At 54.6% G+C, this 25,024-nt stretch carries 22 protein-coding genes and 1 pseudogene; 9 read left to right on the forward strand and 14 right to left on the reverse strand.

Annotation, left to right across the window (positions count from 1 at the left end; all coding sequences use genetic code 11):
- From WD429_RS09640 to WD429_RS09650, 3 genes are all read left to right on the forward strand, one after another.
- Positions 1–793: sulfatase-like hydrolase/transferase (locus WD429_RS09640; protein ID WP_368421964.1), on the forward strand; the 793-nt coding region annotated here is incomplete at its 5' end.
- On the forward strand, positions 786–1,505 hold the full coding sequence (locus WD429_RS09645; protein ID WP_368421965.1) for a sulfotransferase family protein: 720 nt from the start codon (positions 786–788) through the stop codon (positions 1,503–1,505). The genes WD429_RS09640 and WD429_RS09645, both read left to right, overlap by 8 nt.
- Positions 1,506–1,540: 35 nt before the next feature.
- Complete coding sequence (locus WD429_RS09650; RefSeq protein ID WP_368421966.1) at positions 1,541–2,365, forward strand: glycosyltransferase family 2 protein; 825 nt, start codon at positions 1,541–1,543, stop codon at positions 2,363–2,365.
- Positions 2,366–2,432: 67 nt separating this feature from the next.
- Here WD429_RS09650 and WD429_RS09655 read toward each other — a convergent pair.
- The 6 genes and pseudogenes from WD429_RS09655 to WD429_RS09680 all read right to left on the reverse strand — a co-directional run.
- Positions 2,433–2,762 (reverse strand): annotated as a pseudogene (locus WD429_RS09655) (sulfotransferase family 2 domain-containing protein); the annotation flags it as partial.
- A 332-nt stretch (positions 2,763–3,094) separates the two neighbouring features.
- Entirely contained in the window at positions 3,095–3,709 is a 615-nt protein-coding gene (locus WD429_RS09660) for a hypothetical protein (protein WP_368421967.1), read from the reverse strand.
- A gap of 46 nt (positions 3,710–3,755) precedes the next feature.
- A complete protein-coding gene (locus WD429_RS09665) occupies positions 3,756–4,661 on the reverse strand; it encodes a glycosyltransferase family A protein (RefSeq protein WP_368421968.1) in 906 nt (301 codons plus the stop codon).
- 55 nt (positions 4,662–4,716) lie between these two features.
- Positions 4,717–5,412 carry a sulfotransferase family 2 domain-containing protein gene (locus WD429_RS09670; RefSeq protein ID WP_368421969.1) on the reverse strand — a complete coding sequence of 232 codons (696 nt, stop codon included), beginning with the start codon at positions 5,410–5,412 and terminating at the stop codon, positions 4,717–4,719.
- A gap of 69 nt (positions 5,413–5,481) precedes the next feature.
- Positions 5,482–6,762, reverse strand: coding sequence for an O-antigen ligase family protein (locus WD429_RS09675; protein WP_368421970.1), 1,281 nt, complete (start codon positions 6,760–6,762; stop codon positions 5,482–5,484).
- A 35-nt stretch (positions 6,763–6,797) separates the two neighbouring features.
- On the reverse strand, positions 6,798–7,688 hold the full coding sequence (locus WD429_RS09680; RefSeq protein WP_368421971.1) for a hypothetical protein: 891 nt from the start codon (positions 7,686–7,688) through the stop codon (positions 6,798–6,800).
- Between the two features lie 160 nt (positions 7,689–7,848).
- Between WD429_RS09680 and WD429_RS09685 the strand changes: the two genes are divergently transcribed.
- The gene (locus WD429_RS09685) at positions 7,849–8,727 is read left to right on the forward strand and encodes a lysophospholipid acyltransferase family protein (RefSeq protein ID WP_368421972.1); all 879 of its coding nucleotides are present in this window, start codon (positions 7,849–7,851) and stop codon (positions 8,725–8,727) included.
- Here the strand turns inward: WD429_RS09685 and WD429_RS09690 are convergent, their stop codons facing one another.
- The 3 genes from WD429_RS09690 to glnE all read right to left on the reverse strand — a co-directional run bounded on the left by WD429_RS09690 (position 8,728) and on the right by glnE (position 13,350).
- Positions 8,728–9,441: a 3-deoxy-D-manno-octulosonic acid kinase gene (locus WD429_RS09690; RefSeq protein ID WP_368421973.1), complete on the reverse strand. Its 714-nt coding sequence runs from the start codon at positions 9,439–9,441 to the stop codon at positions 8,728–8,730.
- Between the two features lie 7 nt (positions 9,442–9,448).
- The gene (locus tag WD429_RS09695; RefSeq protein ID WP_368421974.1) at positions 9,449–10,372 is read right to left on the reverse strand and encodes a branched-chain amino acid transaminase; all 924 of its coding nucleotides are present in this window, start codon (positions 10,370–10,372) and stop codon (positions 9,449–9,451) included.
- A gap of 77 nt (positions 10,373–10,449) precedes the next feature.
- Entirely contained in the window at positions 10,450–13,350 is a 2,901-nt protein-coding gene (gene glnE / locus WD429_RS09700; protein WP_368421975.1) for a bifunctional [glutamate--ammonia ligase]-adenylyl-L-tyrosine phosphorylase/[glutamate--ammonia-ligase] adenylyltransferase, read from the reverse strand.
- 79 nt (positions 13,351–13,429) lie between these two features.
- On the opposite strand from glnE, the gene WD429_RS09705 reads away from it, so the two are divergent.
- On the forward strand, positions 13,430–14,587 hold the full coding sequence (locus WD429_RS09705; RefSeq protein ID WP_368421976.1) for a potassium channel family protein: 1,158 nt from the start codon (positions 13,430–13,432) through the stop codon (positions 14,585–14,587).
- A gap of 70 nt (positions 14,588–14,657) precedes the next feature.
- Here the strand turns inward: WD429_RS09705 and WD429_RS09710 are convergent, their stop codons facing one another.
- The 5 genes from WD429_RS09710 to typA all read right to left on the reverse strand — a co-directional run bounded on the left by WD429_RS09710 (position 14,658) and on the right by typA (position 20,478).
- A complete protein-coding gene (locus tag WD429_RS09710) occupies positions 14,658–15,518 on the reverse strand; it encodes a CYTH domain-containing protein (RefSeq protein ID WP_368421977.1) in 861 nt (286 codons plus the stop codon).
- Between the two features lie 99 nt (positions 15,519–15,617).
- Complete coding sequence (locus tag WD429_RS09715) at positions 15,618–16,607, reverse strand: porin (RefSeq protein ID WP_368421978.1); 990 nt, start codon at positions 16,605–16,607, stop codon at positions 15,618–15,620.
- A gap of 456 nt (positions 16,608–17,063) precedes the next feature.
- Positions 17,064–17,519 carry a D-aminoacyl-tRNA deacylase gene (gene dtd / locus WD429_RS09720; protein ID WP_368421979.1) on the reverse strand — a complete coding sequence of 152 codons (456 nt, stop codon included), beginning with the start codon at positions 17,517–17,519 and terminating at the stop codon, positions 17,064–17,066.
- Between the two features lie 82 nt (positions 17,520–17,601).
- The gene (pip, locus tag WD429_RS09725) at positions 17,602–18,564 is read right to left on the reverse strand and encodes a prolyl aminopeptidase (RefSeq protein ID WP_368421980.1); all 963 of its coding nucleotides are present in this window, start codon (positions 18,562–18,564) and stop codon (positions 17,602–17,604) included.
- Positions 18,565–18,666: 102 nt separating this feature from the next.
- Positions 18,667–20,478 (reverse strand): translational GTPase TypA, encoded by a 1,812-nt coding sequence (typA, locus tag WD429_RS09730; RefSeq protein ID WP_368421981.1) that lies wholly within the window; start codon positions 20,476–20,478, stop codon positions 18,667–18,669.
- A gap of 469 nt (positions 20,479–20,947) precedes the next feature.
- Between typA and glnA the strand changes: the two genes are divergently transcribed.
- From glnA to WD429_RS09750, 4 genes are all read left to right on the forward strand, one after another.
- On the forward strand, positions 20,948–22,351 hold the full coding sequence (gene glnA / locus WD429_RS09735; RefSeq protein ID WP_368421982.1) for a glutamate--ammonia ligase: 1,404 nt from the start codon (positions 20,948–20,950) through the stop codon (positions 22,349–22,351).
- A 186-nt stretch (positions 22,352–22,537) separates the two neighbouring features.
- The gene (locus WD429_RS09740) at positions 22,538–23,062 is read left to right on the forward strand and encodes a DUF4124 domain-containing protein (protein WP_368421983.1); all 525 of its coding nucleotides are present in this window, start codon (positions 22,538–22,540) and stop codon (positions 23,060–23,062) included.
- A 281-nt stretch (positions 23,063–23,343) separates the two neighbouring features.
- On the forward strand, positions 23,344–24,435 hold the full coding sequence (gene glnL, locus WD429_RS09745) for a nitrogen regulation protein NR(II) (protein WP_368421984.1): 1,092 nt from the start codon (positions 23,344–23,346) through the stop codon (positions 24,433–24,435).
- A partial coding sequence (locus WD429_RS09750) for a response regulator (RefSeq protein WP_368421985.1) occupies positions 24,435–25,024 on the forward strand: 590 nt, incomplete at its 3' end. The genes glnL and WD429_RS09750, both read left to right, overlap by 1 nt.

The following is a 25,024-nucleotide window of genomic DNA, read 5'->3' on the forward strand; positions in this document are numbered from 1 at the left end:
TGCGTTTTCATCCATCCCCGATCTGCGCCTCAAAACGCCAGGGGAAGCGCCCTGGGACCGCGATGTCCGGATTACCGATGACTGGCTCGCATTTACGCACTCCGAGCGAAATCCAGAACAACCCTTCTTCGGATTTTTATTCTACGACACGCCCCACGGCCACCGGGTGCCAGAGGACTATCCGGTCAAATTCCAGCCCTACTGGAAATCAGTCAACAAGCTGGCACTCGATCAAAACTTCAATCCGGAGCTGATCAAGAACAACTACAAATCCACATTGCACTTCGTGGACAACCAAGTTGACCGGGTTCTGGATGATCTACGGGCCAGGGATTTGCTCGACAGCACCATCGTGGTAATCACCGGGGATCACGGGCAGGAGTTTAACGAATACGGCATGAACTACTGGGGTCATGGCAGCAACTTCGGCCAGTACCAGTTGCGGGTGCCCATGATGGTACACTGGCCAGGGCAGACTGCACGGCGCATTAATTACCGGACCGAACATTTTGAAATGGCCCCGACGCTTATGAAAGGCACACTGGGTTGCAGTGCCACGCCGTCAAACTATTATGCAACAGGTAAGGGGCTGTTTATGCCCCCGAAGCGACAATGGAGCATTGCTCATAGTTATATGGATTATGCTCTACTGCTGAACGACATGATGCTGGTAAGCTATCCTTCCGGCTCAGTTGACGCACTCGACTATGAAATGAAGCCGGCAAAAGACTATAGATTAAACCCCATCATTACAGCAGAGATTCTTCGGGAACTATCGAAATTTTATGAATAATTTCTTTCAAAAAATAACTCGGAACCGGCTAACAATTCCCTTCACACCGTTTTACCGGCGTTATCCCTATCGCAGTGGCATTTCCATCAACAGTGCGGACGCCCGGGGCTGTATCGACACCCGCCTCGGTTTTTTCTGCAACCGGATTCCAAAAGCAGCTAACTCGACGATCGTGGAAAACCTGGCTCGTTTGAGCTTTGGTGAGGACGTTCCCTCTAAGCTCGCAAAGAAACGCTTTACGGTACCGTCTCAGCTTAGCCGCTCAGAAGTGGATAAAGTTGATATAATGTTTCGCTTCGCGGTTGTACGGAACCCATTTACCCGCACGCTGTCCGCTTATCTTGATAAAGTAGAGCGACGGGATCGGAATGCCCAGCGAGAGTCGAATTTTTTTGATTTTCTTCAAGGCCTCGCGAACGGAAAGCTATACAGCAACGCACATTGGGCACCCCAGCATTCGTTACTGCTTTTGCCCTTCGATGATTTCGACTTTTTCGGCAAAGTGGAGTCACTGGACTCTGACCTGAACCATATCCGGGCAAAAATTTCAGGCAGACCGGGCGCGGAGTCGATAAAAACATTCAAGGCCAACGCCACTGGAGCCGGCAAGAAGCTTCAAGAATACTACAACGAGGACACGGTCGGAATGGTGCAGGAACTGTTCCACAAGGACTTCGAACTCTTTGAATACTCTCGTGAATTACCAGCCTGACCACGGTTCAAAAAATTTTATACAGGACTGTTTACATGAAACTTTCCGTGATCATGACCACGTATAACTCTCCAGAATGGCTAGAGAAAGTGCTTTGGGGATATAGCGTTCAGACCCACGCAAATTTCGAGCTCATTATTGGTGACGACGGCTCAACGGAAGAAACCCTCGAGGTCATTGATCGCATCCGCGAAGCAACCCGGATGACGATCAAGCATGTTTGGCAAGAGGACAAAGGATTCCGTAAATGCCGAATTCTTAACAAGTCTATTCTGGAGGTAGCGTCCGACTACGTTGTATTCACGGATGGCGACTGTATACCCCGTCGAGACTTCCTTGAAGTGCATGAAAAGGAAGCGGAGCCTAAACGGTACCTTTCTGGCGGATATCATAAGCTGCCCATGAGCACCAGTAAGACCATCAGCAAGGACGACATAATCAATGGTCACTGCTTTGACCTTAAATGGCTAAAGGCGAACGGACTCAGGCCGAGTTACAAGAATAGCAAACTTACAGCAACGCCTCTTAAGGCACGAATTTTCAATGCACTCACGCCAACTGCTTGTAATTTCAAGGGGTCAAACGGCTCAGCATGGCTAAAGGACATTATGGCGGTGAACGGTTTCGACGAGCGGATGCCCTGGGGTGGCCTGGACAGAGAGTTCGGGGTACGCCTTATGAACTCGGGCGTTAAGCCCAAGCACGTGCGCTACAACGCGATCGTGATTCACCTCGACCATAAACGCGGTTACAAGGATCCGGAATTGGTAGCTGCTAACAAAGCTCTGCGGGTGAACTCCAAGAAGCAGAAGGTTACCCGCACGGATCATGGAATCGAGCAACTGGGGAATCCGGCATAATTCTGAGAGTCGTCAAAAACGATAACCTGTTAGCTGGATTTCGTCTTGAAGAATCTCTGCGATCTTGTCACGCTCCCTCTTCGTCAGAATTTCCCAATAGCCGCTTGTCTTTTCTGTGGCCTCCTTTAGCTACAGGAAGTTCCAGAGGCTCTGGAAGTCCCAGGTGACGACGCACTTCCTCAAGGTCCTGAGCAAGATTTTCGTGCCAACAAATCCTGTGGACGGCGAGCTTGCAACCAATCGTGTAGAGTTTAAATCCTTTTCTCTGAAAGGACCGCACGTGCCGCGAATCCAGAAACTTTTCGAAACTAGGCCGTTGACGCTCAGGCACCGACCTATAGCACCAATGATATTGTGAAATCACCCGATCCCAAGGATTTCGGACAATACAAAACCTGTAATAATCGTCCCAGACATCAGCCTACAGCCTGGACTTCAGCTTCCGGGCCGGAATATGATTGTAATAGTACTGCTTACGCTTTCTGTCCTTTAACAAACGGTACCAGTCCGCCGGACTGTATTGGATGTAGCTGGCTGGATGAAGACTAGCCTCACGGTTATACCTTTGCAATCTAATGGCCTCATCTTCATCCGATACCCGGGTTACAATGTCCGCGGAGCCACAGAAGCGGGACAAAGCAATTTCCTCAGAGGTTCCTGGCGGTCTTGCTCATTCTAAGAAAATAAAGCGGTGCTTGTGCGAAACAATCATCAGAAACTCCCCGTAGGTCAAAGGTTCAACCTGCGATCAGAAAATCTGTTGGCAATGCGTTTCAAAGGGGTAACCTTGTCGTACTTTGTCTTGTTAGCGTTATTGACACTTCCCAACACTTTGGCTATCTCTTCCCGGTCACCTTCTAAACCGGCCTGATCCATAAAGGCAAAGAAGTCGTTGTGCAGGTGCTCTACCCTAACCTCACACCAGTTGGCTCGGCCTTTCAAGAAATACCGTATATTCTCGTTGATCGTATCCACAAACAAACGACAGCTTTGCCTTGCCGTTGCGACTTCTGGCTTGTCGGAGTACATCAATATCCCATGGTAAAAAGCCCTAACGCCAGAAACCTTTATGTGCCAACGCTTCAGATAGCTTTCGGCAACTTTTTTCGGTGCTCTTGTAAGATAGACATAAAAAGTATGGTCATCCGAATAACGCTCTGCAATTCCGCCGAGGAACCACACAAGACGATTATCGACTTCCAAGTGATTATAGGGGAAGGATAGTCGATCAGATACGTGCCCAGCCTTGGTTTCATGACCTACGGACATGCCATCCAAAAGTTGACAGGCATTTGCAAAAGTCTTGGAGGCGGCACGTCCGGTGGTCAGTACGAATACCCGCATAAAGATACCTCTTTACTATAAGTTGAGATTTTAGTTCTTTAGAGCTTCAGAAAATCCGTCTGAGAGCCAATTCCAGACTGTTCAATTTTTTTAGCCAACGACTTCCCTGCATAGGGTAGTAGCCCCACGGCTTCTCCAATCGACGATTTGTACAAACCAGGAAATCTTCGGCGATGGGAAGCACTTCAGGAGAGCGCTCCCTAAAACTTTTCGCCTCCTGCTCGTCGAACAACTTGTATGGAAAAAAGCCGCATCCGCGACGCTTCTCAGCAAGGCGAAGCGCGAGAGTTTTGCGCTTGCCCCGATATGTGGGAACCTCCGGCAACCACATGGCAAACGGAGAAAACAAATGCCCAATGCGATCGAAATACTGCTTTGCCTGACGATCATTGACCGGCTCTGAGCGACCGAATTCCCAGCTCTGCTCCAGCAAGCGAGAGGGTCGAGTAATCAGGATTGCTGAAAAGTATTGCCCTGCACTCTGGCCGGTTCCTGTCCTTCGGTATGCGCTCAACTCTCCATCAAAGCTCAGAGTTGATCCGTCCCTCTCGCGATTGATCCCTTTCAGGAAACAAGGATGAAGAAAAGCAAGTCGAGGGTTATCTTCGAAACAACGATCAAAGGCGTCAATTTCCTGCTTGTCCAAAGGCCGGACAACCTGCATGTCGTCCTGAAGAAAACACACGAGCCTTTGATCGGCGGCGAACTCAAGTGCAGACTGCATGTTGCCGTATAGCCCGCCAAGTTTATGGGTGGACTGATTGCCCGGCTGCAGTACCGTATGGCGTTCAGACAAAGTCTTGAGCGCATCAAGGGTGTACTCGTCAAAACTATCGTCATCGAAAATTGCTATTTCCGCATTTGGCACACACTCTTCGATAGTGCTCACACAGTGTTCAAGAAATCGCCCCCGGTTAAAAGAAAAAACACAAAATAGCAGCCTTTCATTCATGGAACCCCCTGCTTTATTTAAAAACGAACACGCCCCGACGTCTGCCGTCGCTGAGTCAATATTCGTAACCCAGCAACTTGATCTCATCGCTGAAAATCACCCTGATCTTTTCTTTTTGATGTTCGCTAAGTACCTCAGAATAATGTCGTTTGTCCTTGCGAAACGTTGCCTTGGCCTGCGGCAAAGAAATGGGCTCAGGCAATCCCAGTTCATTTCTCACCTCTTCGAGATGTTGCTCAAGGTTTTCATACCTACAAATTTTGTCTACCACAATCTTACCGTCAATTGTATAAACTCCGATTCCTTTCCGAATGAGCGAATCGATGTGCCGGGAATCCAAGAACTTATCAATCGACATTGGTTGATCTTCGTTCCTCAACCGCCAATAATACTGGGAAATAGTTCGATCCCATGGATCCCTCACTACACAGAACTTGTAATAACTGTCCCAAATATCCTTTCCTAGTCGCCGCTTTAGTTTTCGGGCCGGAATGTGGTTGTAAAAACGACGCAAAGATTTTCCCCGGCTGATAAACTTCCAAAGCTGGGATGGTTTATATCTAAAGGGATATTCGAGGTAGTTTTGAGGAGCCACCCCGCCTTGCTTGACACGAAGTGCATCTTCTTCTTCAGAAAGGGGCGTTATAATATCGTCAGGCCCACAGAATCTGGAAAGAGCCATTTCTATTGATGAACCAGCTGTTTTGCTGGTCTTGAGAAAAATAAACTTGTATTTATGGCAAACGATCATAAGCATCTTCTTAGAAATGAGAGTCAAACACTGAGTCTAATGAACCTGAATTCCCCAAAACACTGCAAGTCACCCGACCTTTTCTCCAAATAACTCATCATCTTTTTTATCTGAAATTCTGGTCCAGAACCAAATAAAAATAACTGGAAACCATAAAGTTAACCAAAAGGTTTTAATTGAAGAAATCACCCCTTGCCCAGTGGTAAAACTCAGGATACAGATCAACCCTAGTATCCCGAACAGACGCAGCTTATCTAGGGAAGTACCTGCGAAAACCATAATGGACAAAACCAATAACCCCACCATGAACGACAAAAATATCGAGCCAATAATACCTGTCTCAACCAAAGTCCCGATAAAAACGCTATGTGGATGACCAACCGGTACATCATTTGGTTTCCAATAAGCTTCAACAGCTGGCACATACCATTTCTCTGTACCCAGGCCGAACCCCAACCACCAGGAATCCGGAGGGTAGTCTATGTAACCGCGCCATATTTCAAGGCGGTAAGACGACCCTCTGTCCAGCAACTGACCAAGATAATTGTCAGCTCCGTGTAGTCCTGAAACCACCCCAACGACCCCGGCGACTCCGACTAACGTCCAAATCACAAACTTGAAACTGGGCCGGGTGACCAGTTGCAAACACCCTATAAACAGACCGTAAATAAGAAGCGCGCCGATTGGTCCGCGGCTTTCTGAAAAAAGAACCGCCAACCCGACACCAAGAGTGGCAAACAACAGTAGCCATCGATCTCTTTCGGTGATCAAGGCCTTTTCTCCACGGAGTAGTACAAAGTGGCCAATAGCCAGGTAGGTGAGCAAAACCCCACCGGTATGAATTGGGTTATGTAACCCGCCAAGCCCTGACAGGCGACCCTGCATGTTTTCAAAAATCACAAACTTTATAATCGCTGCAACTGATGCCGCAAGTGTAATGAAGAGAAGATAGCGCGCCCACCAGTACGCTCGCCTTGCTACATCCGGCATCCACGCCCAGAGCGCCAGTAAACAGAAGCTTGCTTCAATAGCCCACCGAAGCGCCCTCAAATGCCCATTAATTGGCCCCAGTCCAATGATAAACGTAGTAATTGCCGCATAACTGAAAAAAGCTATCGATACCCAAAACAACGGATCCCTGCGAATAGAAACCAAGCGGCGGGAAAAAAGCAGCACAAGAACTGCCGGGATTACAACCCCGTGAAAAAATACTTTGTACAGCTCCTGATGCGGCCCTAAAACAGAGAGAAACAACCAGATGGCCAGCAGCAGAGGCATTTTCCGCTCAACACGCCTGGAGAAGGGAATCGCGCCTCGATTTTCATTGATTGCTTGCTGGTCACTACTCATAGAACATGGCACTCATTGAAGGGGGAATTAATTTTTCAACTCTGCAGCCAGTCCCGCAACCGAGACTGCCAGACCCGCAACCAGGTCCTGAGCTTGCTCCGGGTTTCGCTCCCAGTATAACGCCCCTTGACGATATGCCGTATGCGGTAAACGCCGGGCACCGCCACCGGTTCGCCCTGACTGCGCAGCAACCAGCGAAAAGCACGGTCTTCATGGCACTTGGCAAAGCTCTCCGCCGGCTTCTGATACAGTGAGATACTGCGGCAATAACCGACAGCGCGACAAACATCACCGTGGGCTATTTGCAAAGGACCCGTCGCCTTTTTGATTTTCCGGGTAGTGAAAGAGGTTGCATCGATATCGAGAACCCGAGACTGATCGGCTCCGGCCTGAAGCATCGGATTGTCTTCAGCCAATAAATCCGTCGTTCGCTCCTCCTCTGGGAAAAGCAACACATCGCGACGGCCCTGCAAGACATCAGCCAGGGTATCGAGACAGTTTTCCCGGAACATCACATCACAATCGGTAAACCAGACCCAGTCGGCTTGCGTAGCCAGTGCCGCGCGATTTCGGCCGATCCCTCTGCGGAACAGCTCTTGCCGGGAAATCGGCTGCCAGTTCCAGGTCACTCCGGGCACAAGCTGGTGACCAAAATAGGCCAGGAGGTCCGAGGTTCTCTCATCTTCCGGGCTGTAAAACACCGTCATGGTGATATCCAGCTTTTTTGGAGGAAACAGGACCAGAGAACTCAACTGATAGACAAGGAAGTGAGAATAATTCCAGCAATGGCTGACGACTTCGAGCCTCAGGTGGCCGGTTCGCGAAGCACGCTCAGCTTCAGGCGGCAGATCCGGTTCGAACCACCGGGCAGGCAACCAGCCGCCTGCCGCGAACCGGAAAAACGCCAGTTTTATCTGATCCCACATAAGATTGTTGCCTGATATGCTCTGTAAAAAGTTGCGGAATTCTATCACGCAGACGGCGCAAAAACAGTCAAACCGCCCCAAACGAACTACAGCACAACTTGTACGCCCATAGCGACAATGGTACTTTTTTCGCCCCGTACACTCCTTGCTGGATACTATTGTGACCCGTACGTTCATCAAGCTGGCTTTTCATCTGTTGTCGTTCCTTAGTCTGAGAAATGCCCAGCGTCTGGGGCGTTTTCTGGGCAACCTGGCATGGCGACTGGATGGCCGCTCTGTGGACACAACTCGCAAAAACCTGCGGGCGTGCTACCCGGACCTAAGTGACCAGGAGGCCGAAACACTTGGACGCAAAAGCATGCAGGAGACTGCCGCCACAGCGCTCGAACTTCCTTTAATGTGGGAGTGGCCCATTGAACGGTGCCTTGGACTGATCCGCGAAATTGAGGGCGAGCATCTTCTTGAGGACTATCAGGCCGGTAGCCGTGGGCTGCTGTTGCTCGCACCACACCTCGGAAACTGGGAACTTATCGGCCTTTTTTTTGCGTCCCGATACAAAATGGCAGCGCTTTACAGCCCGCCTAACCAGCCGGGGTTCGAAGACTACATGAAGAAGGTTCGTGGCCGCAGCGGCTCCGAGCTGGTGGCGACAGACCGGCGAGGAATAATGCGTCTTTTCAGCATTCTCAGGGAGGGCGGCGTTGTTGGTATCTTGCCTGACCAGGCTCCGAGACGTGAAGGCGGCGAATTTGCGCCGTTTTTCAGAATCCCGACCATCACTATGACACTGGCCTCAAAGCTCATTCAGAAAACCGGGGCAAAACCTTTGATCACATACGCACAGAGGCTTCCCCATGCCCAGGGCTTCAAGATCGTTATCCGGGAGGCTGATCAGGGAATGGTATCGGGCGACATGACCGAATCGTTGACTGCCCTGAACCGCTCGGTAGAGCAGTGCATTGCTGATGTTCCGGCACAGTACCAATGGGAATACAAACGTTTCCGCCGTACTGCACCGGGAGAAAAACCGATCTACTGATTACTCAGGCCGGTAGCCTGCCAGAAAAGCTTGCCACAGTTGGTCTCGCAGCCCTGCATCCAGATCCGCCAGGCTCTTGTTCACGGAACGCTCAAGCCGAGCAATGTTGGATGCTTTCCAACGACCGCTACGGCCGGACTGCATCACCCTCCCCCGGTCAAAATCAATCAGGTACACCTGATCACTCACCAGAATATTCATAACATTCAGATCGGCATGAAATACGCCAGCATCATGAAAGCGGCGCACACAGGCACCAGCATCCTTCCAGACACCTATGTTGGCGTTACTGGCAAACCGGGAAAGTGGTTTGGCACCCGGAATTCGGCGGATAATGATAGAGGCGTGATAAAAGATTGGACCACGGCACCGGTAACCCGCCGCAACCGGTTCCGGCACTGGAAGATCCATCTTCCTGAGGGTATCAAGCAGGCGGAATTCGGCGAACGACCTTACGGCATCGGCACGGGTGTAGAAGTATCCACGATGAATTACACGCCCTGGAACCCCTCCGCGGCAAAAATGTCGAAGAACAAGATCCCCGGATTCAAGCTGCAAAAACCAGGCAGAACCGCGGCCGCCGTGTGTGACCGGAACAGCACGCTCGCCCCAGAAGCCGGGTTCAAACCAGGCCTCCATAAACTGGCGATGAAAAGAGCGGGCCACCAGATAACCGCCAGCTGGCCCGACATGGCGGATATAGGAATTCCCCATACGGGGTCTATCTAACCTTTGTCAGCCAGTGTGAATGCGCGTCACTCTTGCCTTTCACGGCATCAAAATACATGGCCTGCAGCTTCTCGGTAACCGGGCCACGCTTGCCTTCGCCAATCACGCGGCCATCCAGCTCACGAATGGGCAGCACTTCAGCGGCGGTGCCTGTGAAGAATGCCTCGTCGGCGATGTAGACTTCGTCGCGGGTAATACGGCGCTCTTTCACCGGAATGTTCAGCTCGCGGGCGAACTCAAGAATCGTGGCGCGGGTAATGCCTTCCAGACAGGACGTCAGTTCCGGAGTGTGCAGCACACCGTCACGCAGAACAAAGATGTTCTCGCCAGAACCTTCCGCCACGTAACCTTCGTTATCCAGCAACAACGCTTCTTCACAACCACTGGCGATGGCTTCGTTCAACGCCAGCATGGAGTTGATGTAGTTGCCGTTGGCCTTCGCCTTACACATGGTGATGTTGACGTGGTGCCGCGTGTAGGAAGAGGTGCGCACCTTGATGCCCAGTTCCTTTGCCTCCGGCGACATGTACGACGGCCAGCTCCAGGCGGCCACCATGACGTGCACCTTCAGATTGTCGGCGCGCAGGCCCATGCCTTCGGAGCCGAGAAACGCCATCGGGCGAATGTAGGCTTCATCCAGGTTGTTGTCGCGAACTGCCGCGCACTGGGCGTCGTTCAGCTGTTCCTTGGTGAACGGCATCTTCATGTTCAGGATATGGGCAGAACGGAACAGACGATCCGTGTGTTCCTTCAGGCGGAAAATCGCCGGGCCATTGGCGGTGTTGTACGCACGCACGCCTTCGAAACAACCCAGGCCATAATGCAGGGTGTGGGTCAGCACGTGAGTTTTGGCATCCCGCCAGGGAACCATTTCACCGTCCATCCAGATCAGGCCATCGCGATCAGCCATCGACATTGTTTCTGCTCCATACAAGCTTTTTCAGGGAAACGGCATTCTAGCAGGAAATTTCCACCGAACGTAAATGCCGCCGGCTATGCCAGCATCACCTTTTCCCACAGGCTGCTGATATACGCCCGCTCGTCTGGAAAGGCATCGCCCTCCACCTGGCTGTTGAGATTCTGCAAAGCCCGCCGGTGGATGGTCGAGCGCAGGGTGATGTAGACCTCACGCAGCTTATCCGCGTCCTCTACCGCCACCACGCCCGCGCGACCCAGCTCTTCCAGCTGGCGAATATTATCGGACCACTGGGTCAGCTCCGGGTGGTCGCAACTGTGGGCCAACATCAAATACTGCACCAAGAACTCAATATCAATAATGCCGCCGTGGTCGTGTTTGATGTGAAAGGTTTTCGACTGGTTCGCTTCCGGTGTGCCCAGGCTGGTGCGCATTTTTTCACGCATGTTAGTGACCTCACCCCGCAAGGTGTCACGGTCCCGCTTCTGACACAGCAGGTCGTGGCGCAGGGATTCAAACTCCGCAAGCGTGCCGGTGCAGCCGGCGACACCCCGCGCCCGCGCCAGTGCCTGGTGCTCCCAGGTCCAGGCATCGTTGCGCTGATACTTCTCGAACGCCTGGAGCGTACTGACCAGCAGCCCCGAACTGCCCGAGGGCCGCAGCCGCATATCCACCTCATAGAGCTGACCGGACGGCGTCTGGGTACTGAGAATATGCACAATGCGCTGCCCCAGCCGGGTGTAGAACACGGCGTTGTCGATGGGCCTGTCGCCGTCGGTAGCCTGCTCTGGGTCCGCATTGTGAACAAACACCAGATCAAGATCCGAGGTGTAACCCAGCTCTACGCCGCCCAGCTTGCCGTAACCGAGGATGACAAAATCGGTATCGCAGGCCGAGCCATCAGCCCGGCGCGGATAACCGTGCCGGCTGACCAGGTTCGCGAACGCCACGTCCACCACATGATCCAGCACCACTTCGGCGATCCAGGTCAGGTAATCGCTGACCTTCATCAATGGCAAGGTGCCTTTGAGCTCTGAGGCCGCCACCCGGAGGATATGGGCTTTCTTGAAGTGCCGCAGCGATTCCATCTGTTCTTCGAGGTCTTCAAACGGAATCCGCAGCATCTGCTGGCGCAGGTCGTCCTGCAGTGCTTCTTTGGCGGGCGGGTGGTACAGGTTTTCTGCGTTGAGCAGCTCATCAAGCAGCAACGGCGTGTCGGCCAGCTGCTTCGCGATCCACGGGCTTTCACTGCACAGCTTGACCAACTGCGTGCGAGCCCCGGGGTTCTCCAGTAACAGCACCATGTAGGCCGTGCGCCGGAGGATGGCTTCCACCAGCTGCAGAACCCGGCCGAGGGTCTGGGAGGGCGATTCCACCTGCGTCAGCGCCTCCAACAGAACCGGCATGAACTGATTCAGCCGTTTACGACCCTGAGTCTGTATCACCTGAACCGTACGGCTCTCGCGCAGGTCGCCCAACAGGCCGATGCTGCCTGCCGGGTCTTCATAGCCGTGCTCATCCAACCATTGGATAGCAGCCTCACCCTCCATTTCAGACAGCCAGAGCTCGTGCCAGCCCTCGTCGAGGGAGGCCGAATCGTGCTCGTCTTCCTCGGTTGCAATAATGTCGGCGAAATGGCGCGCCACCCGATCACGATGCTCGCTCAGGGCTTGCAGGCAATCTTCCCAGCCGTCAAAGCCCATAACCAGGGCAACCCGGGCCTGGCTCAGTTCGTCCTCCGGCAGTATCTGGGTTTGCTTGTCTTCCATGCCCTGCAACGCATGTTCAAGATTGCGGAGAAACACATAGGCGTCTCGCAGCTCCCTCACCACTGGCGACGGCAACAACTCCAGGGCCTCCAGCTCTTTCAGCACCGCCAGCAGTTCCCGCTGTTGCAATTCCCGGTCCCGGCCACCGCGAATCAGTTGGAACGCCTGCACCACGAATTCGATCTCGCGAATGCCGCCGCTGCCAAGCTTGATGTTGGTTTCCAGGCCTTTGCGCCGAACTTCCCGGCCGATCATCGCTTTCATGCTGCGCAACGATTCAAAGGCGCTGAAATCCACGTACTTGCGATAGACAAATGGCCGGAGGCTATCCATCAGCACCTGCCCCGCGCGCTCGTCGCCGGCAACCACTCGCGCCTTGACCATGGCGTAACGCTCCCAGTCGCGGCCCTGGTCCTGATAATAGTTCTCCAGTGCGGCAAAACTGAGCACCAGCGCACCGCTCTGCCCGTAAGGCCGCAGGCGCATATCGACGCGGAACACAAACCCGTCTGCGGTGATCTGGTCCAGTGCCTGGATCAGCCGCTGCCCCAGGCGAATGAAAAACTGCTGGTTATCCAGGGATCGCCGACCACCCCGGGTTTCGCCCTTACCGGGGAAAGCAAAAATCAGATCAATGTCGGACGAGACGTTGAGCTCCCGCCCCCCAAGCTTACCCATGCCCAGCACCACCATCTTTTGCGGGCACTCTTCCCCGGTGACCGGGTCCGTGCCCCAGGGCGTCCCGGACTGCTCACAGCTGTCCCGGTGAAGCCAGTCAAGCGCGCCCTGAATGCAGGTATCAGCGAAGCCGCTGGTGGCGGCGATGGTTTCATGCAGGTCCGCCCACCGCATCAGGTCACGCCAGATGATCCGGAACTGGCTCTCGCGGCGAAACAGCCGCAATGCCCGGTGCAGGGATGGCTCGTCAGAGACCTCTTGTAGATAATCCTGCCAGCGTTGGTGCAGAAATTCCGGCGTGGTGGGATCACGCAGCGACCGGGCCGCCACCAGAGCCTGAATCTGCTCAGGGTGGCGCTCCAGCGTCTGCTTCAGAAACACGCTCCGTGCCACGGCACCGGCCACATCTTCCGCAGCCAGTCCCGCCTGCGGGGTCATCCAGCCCTGGGCCTCGTGGGTAAACACCGAATCCCAGCCAGCCTCAACATCTTCGGCCAGTATCGTCGGAAGATCGCTCCACGCCTCGGACATAATGCAAACCCCTGTATCTCTGTTATATTTCCCGTACTGTATAACGAACCGTCACCCGACTGAACCGTCCAGGCCGTTAATGCTCAGAAACCGTCGCCCGCTCAATACTGAACACCAGCTTGCGCATCTTCCGATGTCGGGCATTATCCGCTCACGCATAAAACGCCTGTTCACCATTCTGGGCGGGCTTCTGGTGTTCCAGGTACTGCTGATCTGGTGGGCAGAAGACCTCACGCTGGCAGAGTCCGTCTGGCTGACCATGACCACCCTGGTGACGGTGGGCTATGGGGATTTTGCCCCGCAGACCGCCATTGGCCGGCTCAGTACCGTTGCCATCATGTTTATCAGCGCGATTACGCTGTTAACCCTGATTGTCAGTGATTTTATTGAATACCGGTTTTACCGCCGGGAACGTATCGTAACCGGACGATGGGTATACAAAATGAAAGACCATATCGTGATCATCAATACCCCCCAGAATGGCGGGGATCAGTATTTCATGCGCTTTGCGTCGCAGGTTCGCTCCGTTCCAGGGTACGAAACCGTTCCGATCATCCTGCTGACCCGACAATTCCCCACCGGCCTTCCTCCTGAACTGGCGGATGTGGGGCTGGTCCATTTCCACGGTACCGGCAGCGATCCGGAGGCTCTGAAAGCCGTTCATGCTGGCAGCGCCCGACACATTGTGGTGCTCGCCTCCGATGAGTCGGATCCGGCCTCCGACAGCCTGACCTTTGATATTGCACACAGGCTGACCGAGTCCAATCTTGGCCACCGCGCCACCGTAGAGTGTGTGAGCGACCGTAATAGAGAGCGCTTCAAAGCCGTTGGGGTACGCACCATCATCCGCCCGGTCCGCACCTACCCCGAAATCATGGTTCGCGCCATAGTGGCACCCGGTTCGGAAAAGGTGCTGGAGGATATGTTCAACTACGAGAACGACCACCCCCACCGCTACGACCTCAAACTGGACGATCTGAATTGGGCAGACATCGTCAGCGCACTGGTGCGCCACGGCATCGGCACGGCACTGGCCTACATTGATAACGATGACGAAGTTGTCTGCCACCCGCCGACGGATAAGGAAATAGAAGGCAAGGGATTGATTGTACTCGTTAAATCAAAGGACACCCCGACCGTCGAAGTGGTCGAGGAAGCGCTTGAACGATACCGGGCGTTTCTGGAGAGGTGGCACGAAAGCCAGGCCCAGGCAGAGAGCAAAGCAAACGGAGCCTGAAACTCGCCTCACCAAAGCGTCACCATCAGGCAAATGGCAGGTTTACGCGGCTAGCCGCCAATAAGTGCACTCAGTTGGAGGAAGCCAGAACTAGCTGGAGCTCACCCAGGCGCGGAACATTATCGATGAGCCCCTGGACGGTGTGACCGCCAAGAATTTCAGATTCCAGCTTTTGCCAGCGCCCCTCCACGCCCGCTTGTGCAGCAGCCTGCCGCAGGTTTTCCAGCGCCGGGCCGGGGAAATTTACCGGAGACTCAAGGAGCCAGTACACACTCAATTGATGCAGGAACTCGGGCACCGATAGCGGGCTTGACCCTGTAACAGCGTGGGGTTGATGAATTCCGGCAAGATAGTACCCCTGCTCCGCCTTGCTGACGAGATTGAGAAACACCGGTACCTGCGCCGCCAGTGCGCGGGCCCAACGCACGAGACGGGACGGATCACCGGATTTCAGTTCAAACTCAATCTCATGGAGTGGTCGCTCACGGCTTCCCGCGACGATACTGCCGGTATCCACCGCCACTTCAATGGCCGTATCCCCTTCGTTAATCATGATCACCTGACGTTCGAAGTTGGTTTCGAAAACCGGCTTCAATTCCGCCAGGTTAACACCCTGCCCTACCGGGGTATCCGCCACGAGACCAATGTTCAGCTCGGTTCCCATCAGAGGCCATTCCCACTCCTGCCGGCGGTGCGCGCCATCGACAAACTCGCCCTGGGTTTTCAGGGTCTGTATGTTCTGGCCCCCAGCCTGCCGGACACGCAGCGCCACTCGCTGGCGGTTAAGCTCACCTGACGGCGTATCGTAATAGCGGTTGGCCAGGCGTTTGCAGGCACCGTCGGAAGCCTCGGCCCGGCCCAACAACCACGCGACAGCGGCTTGCTGATGATCAGCGGATACACTGAGTTTGATTTCCAGCTCTTCGGCCATGAACCCTCCTGATAGTATTTTTTAAAGCATACATAAAAAAACCGGCGACCCGAAGGTCGCCGGTTTTTCAGTTTACTTTCTGACTAGCTGGTTAGCGGATCAGAAGTAGTAGGTAGCGCCAACTGCAGCAATCGAGCGTTCGTCGGAAACGGGGGTGTTACCACCGACATCATCGCCCACTTCAAAGTCATAACCGTAGATGTCGTCGCCGCCACCCAGATAACCTTCAACGTACACATACAGGTTATCGGAGACATTGTGCAGAGCCTGCAGCGTGACTGTATCGCGCTTAGTGTCTGCTGCGTTATCTGCCTTCGCATGCTCATAAGCCAGCGCAAACTGGTTGGCACCAAGGGTGTAAACACCCATTACTCCATAAACGTCCCCAACGTCTTTACGGGTGTGGAACTCACCAGTCAGGCGCAGAGCGTCCATGTCGTAACTGGCACGCAGGCCGTATGTATTTTCACCGTCGTTATCGCCATTGTCGTTGGAGTCGACCGCAACGGCCAGTTCCAGGGCATCAACGTTGTAGATAGCCGCCAGCTGATACGGATAGGACTTGTCAGCGTTCTCGACGTCGCCGTTAATTTGAACGCCAGCGCCCAGCGTCAGACCGCCGAAAGATGGAGAACGGTATTGAATCAGGTCGCCCTCACCGGTGGTGTAGTCGACACCAATGTTGAGTACTGCAACCTCAAAGAACTCAGAGATTTCGGTGACAGCAGTTTCGTAGGTAGAGTCATCTTTACCTACCCAAATCTGGCCGAAGTTATCGCCGCGCACACCGACGTATGCCTCGTCGATCTCATAGATACCGTCGTTCTCACCGTTGTTATCGTCTGCATCAAAGTGCAGTTCAGCCTTGAAAAAGCCCTCAGTGCCCGGGGCGATTTCATGGTCGTGCAGAACACCGAGAGTGGAGCCGTTATCAAAATGGTTTAGTGATGACGGGCCACCATCAACGCTGTCATGAGCCACTGCCAACTGAATGTTACCGTAAACAGTCGGCAGATTGCTTTCTTGAGCCAGCGCTGCGCCGGAGAAAGTTGCGGCTGCAACTGCGGATGCGATGAGCGTTTTTTTCATGTTGCGTTTTCCTTTATTGAGTTAACTCAGGTTTTAGCGACGGGTTCAAATCCCGTTCTTGAGACGTCCACCAGCTTGGCTGGTCAGAGCCTTATTTTGTGTTGCCACCATGTCAGTTTGATGACAAAGGGATAACGTTTTCTCCATGCCTCATTGACCCGACCTTAGCCGTGTCTTTGCAGCTCAACCACTTAGATGATTAAGTTAATGCACTACGTGACCAAGCCGTTTTAATACAACCTGTACCATTTTGCAAATTTTTAACGTTCGCTTTCCATTCCACCGGACACGATTCAAATCCGAGGCCAGAATCTTGATTATTGTTCAATATCAGCAATGTGAAAGGTCTTTCACCCATCACATTTTTATCCTAAGCGCCTGAATGACCCACCCGGCGCACCAATCGGGGCCACACATTACGATCGCGCGCAATTATGGTGCAGGATGGCTACGAATTCAGGAACTGGCTCCCACCTCAAGCATAAACGTGACCGGCCCATCGTTCACCAGCGACACCTGCATGTCCGCCCCAAACCGCCCGCTGCCCACTCGGCCACGACCCAGCATCTGGCCCACCAGGTCGAAAAATTCCTGAAACAGGCTTTCAGCCATCGCGGGCGGCGCAGCCGACGAAAATCCCGGCCGGGTACCGGAGCCGGTGTCCGCTGCTAAAGTAAACTGGGGAACCACAAGGAGAGAGCCGCCGATATCCAGCAGGCTACGGTTCATCCGGTCCTGGTTATCGGGGAAAACGCGGTAATTGACTAGCTTTCTGGCCAGTGCCTTTACCTGCTCCGGGGTGTCATTTCGCTCAACACCTAACAGCACCAAAAGCCCTGTGGGGATTTCAGCAATAACCTGGCTATTAACAGAAACACTGGCACTGGAGACGCGCTGGATAAGCCCTTTCATCTAACTCCCTGCGGAAGGACCATTAACAATGCGCAAGAGTGTATCCATGGGGCCGGCGGACGGCAACCCCTGATCGTGTAATTTAGGCCAAAGTCCCATTCGCCCCGGACATGACTTCTTCTACGCCACGAATCAGGGCATCCACAATGGCAGGCTCTGAGGCGGAATGACCGGCATCCCGGATGATCCTCAGCTCCGCCTCGGGCCAGGCAGAAGCCAGCGCCAGCGCGTTATCCAGAGGGCACACCATATCGTAACGGCCATGTATGATGACGCCCGGTATGCCTGCCAGCCTGCCTGCATCACGGAGAATCTGGTCCGGCTGTAAAAATGCCTGATTCATAAAGTAATGGCATTCAATCCTCGCCAGCGCGATGGCAACGTGTGGATGGCCGAAGTGCTCTACCACGCGGGGGTTGGGATGGAGCGTAGCGCAGCGGCCTTCCCAGATCGACCAGGCCTTGGCGGCTTGAATTTGCTCCAGATCATTATGACTGGTCAGCCGCCTGTAATAAGCAGCAACCAGATTACCCCTTTCCTCTTCGGGGATCGGCGCGAGGAAATCTTCCCAGTAATCCGGAAAAATCCGGCTGGCCCCTTCCTGGTAAAACCAGTGAATATCTTTGGGGCGGCACAAAAAAATCCCCCGCAGAACCAGCCCCATAACCCGACCCGGATACGCCTGGGCATACACAAGGCTGAGTGTTGAACCCCAACTGCCACCGAACAATAGCCAACAGTCAATCCCCAGAAAGCTGCGCACCGCCTCCATGTCAGACACCAGCCGGTCGGTGCTGTTGCCCTCCAGCTCCGCCAGCGGTGTTGAACGCCCGGCCCCGCGCTGGTCCATCAGGATGATTCGATAACGCTCTGCATCGAAAAAGCGACGATGGTAATCCTCGCATCCTCCGCCGGGTCCGCCATGAACCACCAATACCGGCAGGCCATCCGGATTACCACTCTCCTCGACATACAGATCATGAGGCGGATCAACAGCAATCCGGTGCTGGACGTTGGGCTTGATCTCGGGATAAAGCGTGAGCATGGGGGGGCTCCGGAAAGAAAGTGGTAACCGGAGTTTAGCTGATGTGAACGAAAAAAGGGGCGGCCATATTGGCTCCGCCCCTTTGTTCTCGGTACTGCAGGTTTACTTCTTGTGGGCGCGCTTGCGCTCATTTTCAGTCAGGTGTTTCTTGCGCAGACGAACAGACTTGGGCGTCACTTCTACCAATTCATCTCCATCGATGAATTCCAGCGCCTGCTCAAGGGTAAACTTGATCGGCGGCACCAAGGCGATGACCTCGTCCTTGCCGGAAGCGCGCATGTTATCGAGCTTCTTGCCTTTGGTCGGGTTAATCACCAGATCGTTGTCACGACTGTGAATACCGCACAGCTGGCCTTCATAGATCTCCTGACCGGGGTCCAGGAACAGCTTGCCGCGGCTCTGCAGGGTCTCCAGCGAGTAGGTCAGCGCCGCGCCGGTGGCCATCGACACCAGTACGCCATTCTGCCGGGCGGTCATGTCGCCGCTCTTGATTGGGCCGTAATGGCTGAAGGTGGACGTCAGAATGCCTGAACCGGACGTCATGGTCAGGAAGGCGTTACGGAAACCGATCAGACCCCGTGCTGGAATGGTGTACTCAAGGCGCATACGGCCCTTGCCATCCGGAACCATGTTGGTCAGCTCGCCCTTGCGCAAACCCATCTGGTCCATCAAAGCGCCCTGGTGCTGCTCTTCAATGTCGATGATGACGTTTTCGTACGGCTCCTGCTTCACGCCGTCGACTTCCTTGATCACCACTTCCGGGCGGCCAACGGCCAGCTCGAAATTTTCCCGGCGCATGTTCTCAATCAGTACCGACAGGTGAAGCTCACCACGCCCGGACACTTTGAACTTATCCGCAGACTCACCTTCTTCAACACGCAGGGCCACGTTGTGAAGCAGTTCTTTCTCCAGACGCTCTTTAATATTGCGGCTGGTGACAAACTTGCCTTCTTTGCCGCAGAACGGAGAGTCGTTGACCTGGAAGGTCATGGAAACGGTCGGCTCATCCACGGTCAGCGGTGGTAATGCTTCCACATTGGACTGGTCACACAGGGTGTCAGAGATGAACAATTCATCCATACCACTGACACAAATGATATCACCCGCATGAGCTTGGTCGACCTCGACACGCTGCAGACCGGAGTGCCCCATGATCTTGAGAATACGGCCCTGACGCTTCTTGCCATCGGCACCAATCGCCGTCACCGGGGAATTGGTTTTGATCTTGCCGCGCCTGATGCGGCCAATGCCGATGACACCCAGGAAACTGTTGTAGTCGAGCTGGGAGATCTGCATCTGGAACGGACCATCGCGATCAACGTTCGGTGCAGGCACGTGATCGACGATGGCCTGGAATACCGCGTCCATGTTGTCGTCGAGCTTCTCGTGGTCCATGCCGGCAATGCCGTTCAGGGCACTGGCAAACACAATCGGGAAGTCCAGCTGCTCATCGGTGGCACCGAGGTTGTCAAACAGGTCGAAAACCTGGTCGACTACCCAATCAGGACGGGCACCGGGGCGGTCAATCTTGTTGACGACGACAATCGGGTGCAGGCCGGCGTCAAAAGCTTTCTGGGTGACAAAGCGCGTTTGCGGCATGGGGCCATCGATGGAATCAACCACCAGCAGCACGCAATCAACCATGCTCATTACCCGCTCAACCTCGCCACCGAAGTCCGCGTGCCCCGGAGTGTCAACGATGTTGATGTCGTAGTCGTGCCATTTCAGCGCCGTGTTTTTGGCCAGGATAGTGATACCCCGTTCCTTTTCCTGGTCATTGGAGTCCATGACGCGCTCGCTTTCGAGCTCTTTACGGTCCAACGTGCCAGACTGGCGCAACAACTGGTCGACCAGCGTGGTCTTGCCATGGTCGACGTGGGCGATAATGGCGATATTACGAAGTTTTTCAATCACAAAAATAGTCCTGCGGCATGTACGAAGCTTCCCTGCAACGTCTTTTCCGATTTGGCATCCGAAAAACAGCAGGGTATAAATGAAGCGGCGCGCAGTATATCGAAAAGTCGGTGCCGTTAATATGAAGAAAAACGCCTATTCGAAACTCAATCCAGATGCACCAATTTAGGGCATAACAGCAGCGAATGCACCATTATGACGCACCAATAGGGTGCAAAATCGGGGATAGCAACATCCGCGGCGCGCTAAAAAAGCCCCGAGGTAGTGCTGTTGCGCCGTTCTGGCGCACATCCACCAAATTGGCAAGGCAATTGCTTTACCTCTGTCAGCCGATTTTTGCAGGTAAGACGCCTCAGCTTTTGGTAAGCTGCCTCCACCTCAAAACAGATCGGAGTCAGCATCGCTGAGCGATCCGGCATAACGAACATGAATTCACCCGCACAGCGGGAAACACGATGGAGCATGCACAATGTCCAAGACAGTTGATTTGATCAAAGAACACGAAGTGAAATGGATTGACCTCCGTTTCACGGACAGCCGCGGTAAAGAGCAGCACGTGACTCTGCCCGCCACCGAAGTAAACGACGACTTCTTCAGCGACGGCAAAATGTTCGATGGGTCATCCATTTCTGGCTGGAAAGGCATCAACGAATCCGACATGATTCTGATGCCGGACGACAGCAGCGCCGTTCTGGACCCGTTCACCGAAGAAACCACGCTGAACATTACCTGCGACATCGTCGAGCCTTCCACCATGCAGGGCTACGAGCGTGATCCGCGCTCCGTTGCGCGTCGTGCTGAAGAATACCTCAAGTCCACCGGCATTGCCGACGGTGCCCTGTTCGGCCCGGAGCCGGAGTTCTTCGTATTCGATTCCGTCAAGTGGAAAACCGACATGCAGGGCTCCATGTATGAGCTCTATTCCGAAGAAGCGGCCTGGGTTTCCGGCGAAGATTTCGATCGCAACAACATCGGCCACCGCCCGGGCGTTAAAGGCGGCTACTTCCCGGTACCGCCGGTAGACAGCCTGCACGATCTGCGCGGTGCCATGTGCGCGGCCATGGAATCCATGGGCCTGGAAATCGAAGTGCACCACCACGAAGTCGGCACCGCCGGCCAGTGTGAAATCGGTGTTGGCCCGGCCAACCTGACCAGAAAAGCAGACGAAGTTCAGATCCTCAAGTACTGCACACATAACGTGGCACACGCGTATGGCAAGACGGCCACTTTCATGCCCAAGCCGGTTGTCGGTGACAACGGCTCCGGTATGCACGTGCACATGTCCCTGAGCAAAGACGGCAAGAACCTGTTCGCGGGTGACAGCTATGCCGGCCTGAGCGAATCGGCTCTGTACTACATCGGCGGTATCATCAAGCACGCCAAGGCCATCAACGCCTTCACCAACCCGGCCACCAACAGCTACAAGCGCCTGGTGCCGGGCTACGAAGCACCGGTTATGCTGGCCTACTCCGCCCGTAACCGTTCTGCGTCTATCCGTATCCCGTACGTGAACAGCCCGAAAGCGCGCCGCATCGAAGTGCGCTTCCCTGACCCGGCTGCCAACCCGTACCTGGCATTCGCAGCGCTGATGATGGCTGGCCTCGACGGCATCCAGAACAAGATTCACCCAGGCGACGCCATGGACAAGGATCTGTACGACCTGCCGAAAGAAGAGGCTCTGAACATTCCCAAGGTTGCTGAAACCCTGGCGGAAGCTCTGGATTGCCTGGAAGAAGATCACGAGTTCCTGACCCGCGGTGGTGTATTCACCGAGGACATGATCTCAGGCTATGTCGAGCTGAAGCGTGGCGAAGTTGAGCGCATCAACATGACCACTCACCCGGTTGAGTTCGAGCTTTACTATTCTTGCTAAGAGCAGGTCTTGCTAAAAGCAGGTTGTATCGCTAAAAGAGAGCCCCGCTTCGGCGGGGCTTTTTTGTGAGCGTTGACACACCTCTGTTGCTCTTAACGATATGTAACCCTTTGAGCCTGCAAGGTTGTTGAAAACGTCCCGCCCGCCATTGATAATCGGGGGATACCCTCATTACAGGTCTGCGACATGAACGGATGGTTCGGTATTCTGGCTGGCTTTCTCATCTTCAGCACCCCTTTGGCGCAGGCGGAGGTCTACCGCAATGTCGACGCCCAGGGCAATGTGACCTTTTCCGACGAGCCCTCAGACGGCGCCGAGGAAGTCAGGGTAAAGCCTGTCACCACCGTGACACTGCCCAAACCGGAAGATGTAGAGGAGCCCGAGCGGCTTCTAAAGCGGGTCGAAGAGGAAGGCGCGGCGTATGACAGCGTCAGCATCCTCTCTCCCGATAACGATGAAGCCTTTCACAGCGGTAGCGGTGACGTCGCGTTTCGCGTTACCAGCGAACCGACACTTCAGGACGGACACCGCTACGAAGTAACGCTTGATGGCCAGCCTGTCGGCCAGACCGAATCCGACACGGTGACCGTGCGTAACGTGTTCCGTGGCAGCCACGACGCAGGCGTTAATATCGTTGACCAAAACGGTGTTCAGGTGAAATCCGGCGACACCATTTCCTTTACCGTTCACCGCCCCTCCGTCAACAACTAAGCCGCCCACCCACTTCATGCGCACCATTTTAGTGCGCATGCACCATAAAAACGCCATACTCTGATCAGCAACGGGGCATTCGGTCCGGCCTTTACGGGCTTGCCCCGGTCAACATGCACTACGTCATTGCATCAGCAGACGCCTCCATAGCCTCGTGCCCGTATAGCGGGCACACAAACTTAGCCGAAAACCGAAATTGGTTCACTTTTTGCAGAACCGGGAAGGACGCAGTGATCCCAATTGATCGAGACAGCAGCATGGCACCTTCAACGGCACGCTCAATGGCAACCCCACAGCCCCAAGCCTCTGGCTACAAAAACATTCTGGATAGCCTGACCACCGCCATTCTGGTGCTGGAGGGAAACCTGCGCATTCAATATCTGAATCCAGCCGCAGAAAGCCTGTTCGAAACCAGCGTAACCCGCAGCCAGGGGCTGCCGGTCCGGGACCTGTTAATAGACTCCGAAGATGCCCTGACCACCCTTCACGCGGCTTCCCAGAATGGCCATTCCTACACCCGCCGGGAAGCCGAATTCGTGCTTGCCAGCGGCACCCGGCTCACGGTGGACTATTCCGTATCTCCGGTCAGCCTGGACCCGACAGAGCTACTCATTGAAATTCAGCCCCGTGACCGGTTACTGCGCATCAGCCGCGAAGAAGACATCATTTCCCAGCAGGAAACTACCCGTATTCTGGTGCGCGGCATGGCCCACGAGATCAAAAACCCACTGGGGGGCATTCGCGGGGCAGCCCAGTTGCTGGACCGCGAACTGAATGACGAGGGCCAGCGCGAATACACCCAGGTGATCATTGATGAGGCCGACCGGCTGCGCTCGCTGGTTGACCGCATGCTGGGGCCGAACAAAGCATTAAAGCTGGCACCCACCAATGTGCACGAGGTGCTGGAGCGGGTAAAAACCCTGCTGGAAGCGGAAAGCCGAGGGCGGCTGCAGTTTCGGCGCGATTACGACCCCAGCCTGCCTGAATTCGAGGGCGACAAAGAGCAACTGATTCAGGCCTTCCTCAACATTGCCCGCAATGCCATGGAAGCGGCTTTCGAGAACCAGTCCGAACACGCCGAGGGCGAGCCGCCGACTATCATGCTTCGCACCCGCGCACTGCGACAGTTCACTATTGGCCACAAGCGCCATCGCCTGGTGTGCCGTGTGGACGTCATCGATAACGGCCCCGGCATTCCCCCGGACCTGCTGCAGAACATTTTCTACCCCATGATCAGCGGCCGGGCCAGTGGCACGGGCCTTGGCCTGTCCATCACCCAGAGCATCATCGGACAACACCACGGGCTGGTTGAATGCGAAAGCGAGCCCGGCAAAACCGACTTCATCATCTTCCTGCCCCTGGAGGACAACTAATGAGCCAATCGGCAAACGTCTGGATCATAGACGACGACCGCAGTATTCGTTGGGTGCTCGAGCGCGCCCTCAATCAGGCCGGTATGCAGCCGCGGGTTTTTGAAAGCGGTGAGAGCATCATGATGCGGTTGGAACACGAGCAGCCCGATGCCATCATCAGCGACATTCGCATGCCGGGTGTCGATGGTATTACCCTGCTTTCCCAGATTGTTGAGGGGCACCCGGACCTGCCCGTTATCATCATGACCGCGCATTCCGACCTCGAGAGCGCAGTCACCAGTTACCAGACCGGCGCGTTTGAATACCTGCCCAAACCGTTTGATGTGGACGACGCCGTCGCCCTGGTCAAGCGCGCGGTGGCCCACAGCCACGAGCGCCGGGCCACCTCCGAACCGCAGCCCGAAAGCACCCAGCGCAATACCGAGATTATTGGTGAAGCGCCAGCCATGCAGGAAGTGTTCAGGGCGATCGGGCGGCTGTCCCATTCCAACATCACGGTGTTGATCAACGGCGAGAGCGGAACCGGCAAAGAGCTGGTCGCGCACGCTCTGCACAACCATAGCCCGCGGGCCAACCACCCGTTTATTGC

The sequence above is a fragment of the Marinobacter sp. genome, from assembly GCF_040904845.1.
GTDB lineage: Bacteria > Pseudomonadota > Gammaproteobacteria > Pseudomonadales > Oleiphilaceae > Marinobacter.